The organism is Gemmiger formicilis, from assembly GCF_016901605.1.
Lineage (GTDB): Bacteria > Bacillota > Clostridia > Oscillospirales > Ruminococcaceae > Gemmiger > Gemmiger formicilis_B.
Window position 1 is genome coordinate 1 of the sequence record NZ_JACJKP010000226.1, and the last position, 3,599, is coordinate 3,599.

Genomic DNA, 3,599 nt, shown 5'->3' on the forward strand with positions numbered 1-3,599 from the left:
CAAAAAATGCCCACTGCGCCGGGATTTGTGATATAATCACCGAAAGACACATCACAAAGAGGTGCGGACGATATGGCATTCCACAAAATCGACCTGCAGGGCTGGGCCCGCAAAGAATATTACGACCACTATTTTTCGGCGGTGCCCTGCACCTACAGCATGACCGTAAAGCTGGACATCACCGCCCTGCGGCGGCAGGGCGTCAAGCTGTACCCGGCCATGCTGTACGCCCTGACCACCGTGGTGAACCGGCACGAGGAATTCCGCACCGCCCTGAACGAGGCGGGCGAGCCGGGTATTTATGACCGGATGCTGCCTTGCTACACGGTGTTCCACCGGGACAGCGAGACTTTCTCCAACATCTGGACCGAGTACGACCCCGATTTCACCCGGTTCCTGCACCACTATGAGCAGGACCTGCAAACCTACGGTTCCCTGCCCGGCATGGAGCCCAAGCCCCATACCCCCGGCAACACCTTTCCCGTTTCCATGGTGCCCTGGGCTTCCTTTGAAGGGTTCAACCTCAATCTGCGCAACGGGTACGACTATCTGCTGCCCATCTTCACCATGGGCCGCTACTATACCGAGCAGGACCGCTGCCTGCTGCCCCTGGCCGTGCAGGTACACCACGCCGTCTGCGACGGGTTCCACCTTTGCCGGTTTGTGACGGAACTGCAGGCACTGCTGGACCGTGCGGAAACATTCGGCGGGGCATGACCTCCCCCCTTTGCCCGGATATTTGCACAGGAGGTCCCCTTATGAACACCTTACAGATCACTTCGCTGATCGGGCTGCTGGTGTATTTTGCAGTCCTGCTTTTTGCCGTATCCAAAGACAAAGCCAACCAGAACGTGCTGGACTACTTTTTTGCGGGACGCAGCCTGCCTTTCTGGGCCCTGTCCATCACCTTCATTGCCTCCTGGTGGGGCGCCGGGGTCGGCCCTTTCCACCGCGGATCTGGCCTATACCGACGGCTTGAGCGCCTTCTGGTATTACGGCGCGCCGGTGCTGATCGCCACCTTTTTGATGATCGTGGGCGCCAAAGCCATCCGCCGGGTGGGTTACCTGACCCAGGGCAAGATGATGGCCGCCCGCTATTCCGAGGGTGTTTCCAAAGTGCTCTCGGTGATGATCCTGTATCATCCAGTTTGTGCTGTTGGTGCTCTCGGCCGTGCTGGTCTTTATCACGGCCCTGACCCGGGCCGGGGGGCTGGCGCCCATTGCAGCGGCGGCAGCTGCCGCCGGCAAGGACGGCTATATGGACATTACCTCCGGCACTTCCCGCTATGCCATGTACATCATCACCTTCGGCTGCGCCTGGATGATCCAGGCCAACGTATGGCAGCGCATCTCCGCCGCCCGCACCGACCGGGACGCCCGCAAAATGACCGTCCTGAGCTTTTTTGCCTACATTCCCCTTTACCTGATCGTGGTGCTTACCGGCATGGCGGGGCTGGTGCTCTTTCTCACCCTGCCCCAGGGCGGCGTGGTCACGGCGGTGGTGGTGAACTATCTGCCCCCGGTGCTGGGCGCCATCGCCTTTGTAGGCATCTCCGCCGCCGTCATGTCCACCATGGACTCGCTGATCAACACCGGCGTGTTTGTGCCGCTGGTGGCCGGTTTTGTGTGGCGCCGCGGCAACGCCCCGGAGGCCATGGCCTCCATGGTGGTGGGGCTGAGCTACTGCCTGTACAATCTGCTGATCTCGGCGGGGCTGCCGCCGCCCTCCTTCTGGGCCGCCCAGTCCGCCCAACAGGTCATCCTGGGGGTCAGTCTTTCGGCGGCGGTGTATGTGGCGGTGAGCCTGTGCACCAAACCCGACTACGAAAAGACCGACGCCTTTATTGCCGCGGCCAACCTGCTGGGGCGGCAAAAGCGCCCCCCGCAGCAGGGGTAAAAATGCCCCGGGAAAAGCCGGGACGTCCATTTGTTGAGACGCTTCCGCACAAAACGGAGCCTATACCTTTGTTTGTTTTGTATGGAAAGGGATGTGCAAAACCATGGAAAAAGAACTGGATCTGCAGCTGCTGAAAAAAGGGATGCTGTTCCGCAACATGACCGACGAGGAGATCCTGCAAACGGTGGCGGCCATGTGCCCCCGCCGGGTGCGGTACCCCCGCCGGACGGTGGTGGCCCAGGACGGGGACCTGTTCCCTGAGATCGGGGTCATCCTTTCGGGCAGCCTGCACCTGGCCCACATTGACAGCAACGGCAACAACAACCTGCTGTATGTGCTGCAGGCCGGGGACACGGTGGGCGAACTGAACGCCGTGGGCCGGTACCGGCTACATCTTTCCATTGCCACCGAGGAACCCACCGAAATTTTGTACCTGTGCGTGGATCAGCTGCTGCGCAAAAACGTACTGACCGCCCCCACCCAGATCCGCTTTTTGCAGAACCTGACCCTGGCGGTGGCCCAGGAAGGCCAGTACCTGACCCGCAAACTGGAGGACAGCACCCGCCGCAGCATGCGGGAGCGGCTGCAGGATTATCTTTCGGCCCAGTACCACAAGGCGGGCAGCCGCACCTTTGTGATCCCGCTGAACCGGCAGGACCTGGCGGATTTCCTGTTTGTGGACCGCAGCGCCCTGTCCAACGAACTGTGCAAAATGCGGGACGAGGGGCTGCTCCGCTTTGACCGCAGCCGCTTTGAACTGCTGGTGGAGATGCCCATTACCGAAAACGAACCCGACCCCAACGACGAATAACCATTCCACGCAAAAGTGCCTTCCGCCGGTCAGCGGAAGGCACTTTTTCTATTTATTCAGGGGTGGTACCGCTGCCCCGGTGTTCGGTGCGGGCGGTACGGGTAAGACCCAGCAGCCAGCCCAGCAGCGGGGCAATGAGGGTTGCCGCCCCCAGGCCGGTGATCATGGCCCCTGTTACCATGCCCTCGGCAAAACTTCTTTGGCAGGCGGCAGCTTCCCAGGTTTGAATGGCGTTCCGTTTCATGGTTCCTCCTCCGGCGCGGCCGGTCAGATCAGTTCATAGGTGGTAAGCAGTTCTTCCAGGGTGGTACCCTGGACTTTTTCCAGACCGGCGTGGAGGGCCAGCTTGTAGGGCAAGGGCAGCTTCATATCGGTGAGCTTGCGGCCATCCAGCAGGTAGTGGGTGGCGTTGAGCAGGCACCGTACATCGTATACCGAGCCGAACACCTCCGGCACGCCCCGTTCCACATCCAGCAGGGTGTAGACGGCCTCCATGGCCGTGCGTACCGAGTATTCCACCGTAAAGACGGTGTCCCGGGGCGTTTCGGTGAACTGGCCCAGGAAGGCGAAGTTCACGCAGCCTTCAGGCACCACCTCGGGGCGGTCCCCCGCCTGGCGGGGCATGAAGAAGGCGGTGATGTACGGCATCATGCAGGGTACCGTGCTGGCGGATTCCCGGGCCAGGGCCTCGATCTCGGTTTCCGGCACACCCAGATGGTAGAGCCATTCCATGCAGATCTCGGCGCCGGTGCATTCCTCCATGGGCTTGCCCACAAAGTCACCGGGGCGTTCGGGGTAAAGGCCGTAGATCCAGCCTACCAGCTGGCCTTCGGGCTGGGCTTTGAAGTGGGGCTGGCGGTTGAAGGTCCAGCTCATGAGCCAGGCGGAGTC

General features: G+C 61.4%; 6 protein-coding genes. 4 read left to right on the forward strand and 2 right to left on the reverse strand.

Annotated features, from left to right (window positions below; all coding sequences use genetic code 11):
• Positions 1-72 precede the first annotated feature (72 nt).
• The 4 genes from catA to H6B10_RS13260 all read left to right on the forward strand — a co-directional run bounded on the left by catA (position 73) and on the right by H6B10_RS13260 (position 2,708).
• Complete coding sequence (gene catA, locus H6B10_RS13245) at positions 73-717, forward strand: type A chloramphenicol O-acetyltransferase (RefSeq protein WP_204652041.1); 645 nt, start codon at positions 73-75, stop codon at positions 715-717.
• 41 nt (positions 718-758) lie between these two features.
• A complete protein-coding gene (locus H6B10_RS13250) occupies positions 759-1,196 on the forward strand; it encodes a hypothetical protein (protein ID WP_204652042.1) in 438 nt (145 codons plus the stop codon).
• Positions 1,172-1,897 (forward strand): hypothetical protein, encoded by a 726-nt coding sequence (locus H6B10_RS13255; RefSeq protein WP_204652043.1) that lies wholly within the window; start codon positions 1,172-1,174, stop codon positions 1,895-1,897. Before H6B10_RS13250 ends, H6B10_RS13255 begins: the two co-directional genes overlap by 25 nt.
• Positions 1,898-2,000: 103 nt before the next feature.
• Positions 2,001-2,708: a Crp/Fnr family transcriptional regulator gene (locus tag H6B10_RS13260; RefSeq protein WP_204652044.1), complete on the forward strand. Its 708-nt coding sequence runs from the start codon at positions 2,001-2,003 to the stop codon at positions 2,706-2,708.
• 52 nt (positions 2,709-2,760) lie between these two features.
• On the opposite strand, the gene H6B10_RS13265 is transcribed toward H6B10_RS13260, so the two are convergent.
• Both H6B10_RS13265 and H6B10_RS13270 read right to left on the reverse strand, forming a co-directional pair.
• Positions 2,761-2,952, reverse strand: coding sequence for a hypothetical protein (locus H6B10_RS13265; RefSeq protein ID WP_204652045.1), 192 nt, complete (start codon positions 2,950-2,952; stop codon positions 2,761-2,763).
• 23 nt (positions 2,953-2,975) lie between these two features.
• Positions 2,976-3,599, reverse strand: a 624-nt coding sequence (locus H6B10_RS13270) for an oleate hydratase (protein ID WP_204652046.1), incomplete at its 5' end; no start/stop codon positions are given.

Coding starts and splice junctions, on each gene's coding strand:
- catA (WP_204652041.1), top strand. CDS start 73: ATGGCATTCCACAAAATCGACCTGCAGGGCTGGGCCCGCAAAGAATAT.
- H6B10_RS13250 (WP_204652042.1), top strand. CDS start 759: ATGAACACCTTACAGATCACTTCGCTGATCGGGCTGCTGGTGTATTTT.
- H6B10_RS13260 (WP_204652044.1), top strand. CDS start 2,001: ATGGAAAAAGAACTGGATCTGCAGCTGCTGAAAAAAGGGATGCTGTTC.
- H6B10_RS13265 (WP_204652045.1), bottom strand. CDS start 2,952: ATGAAACGGAACGCCATTCAAACCTGGGAAGCTGCCGCCTGCCAAAGA.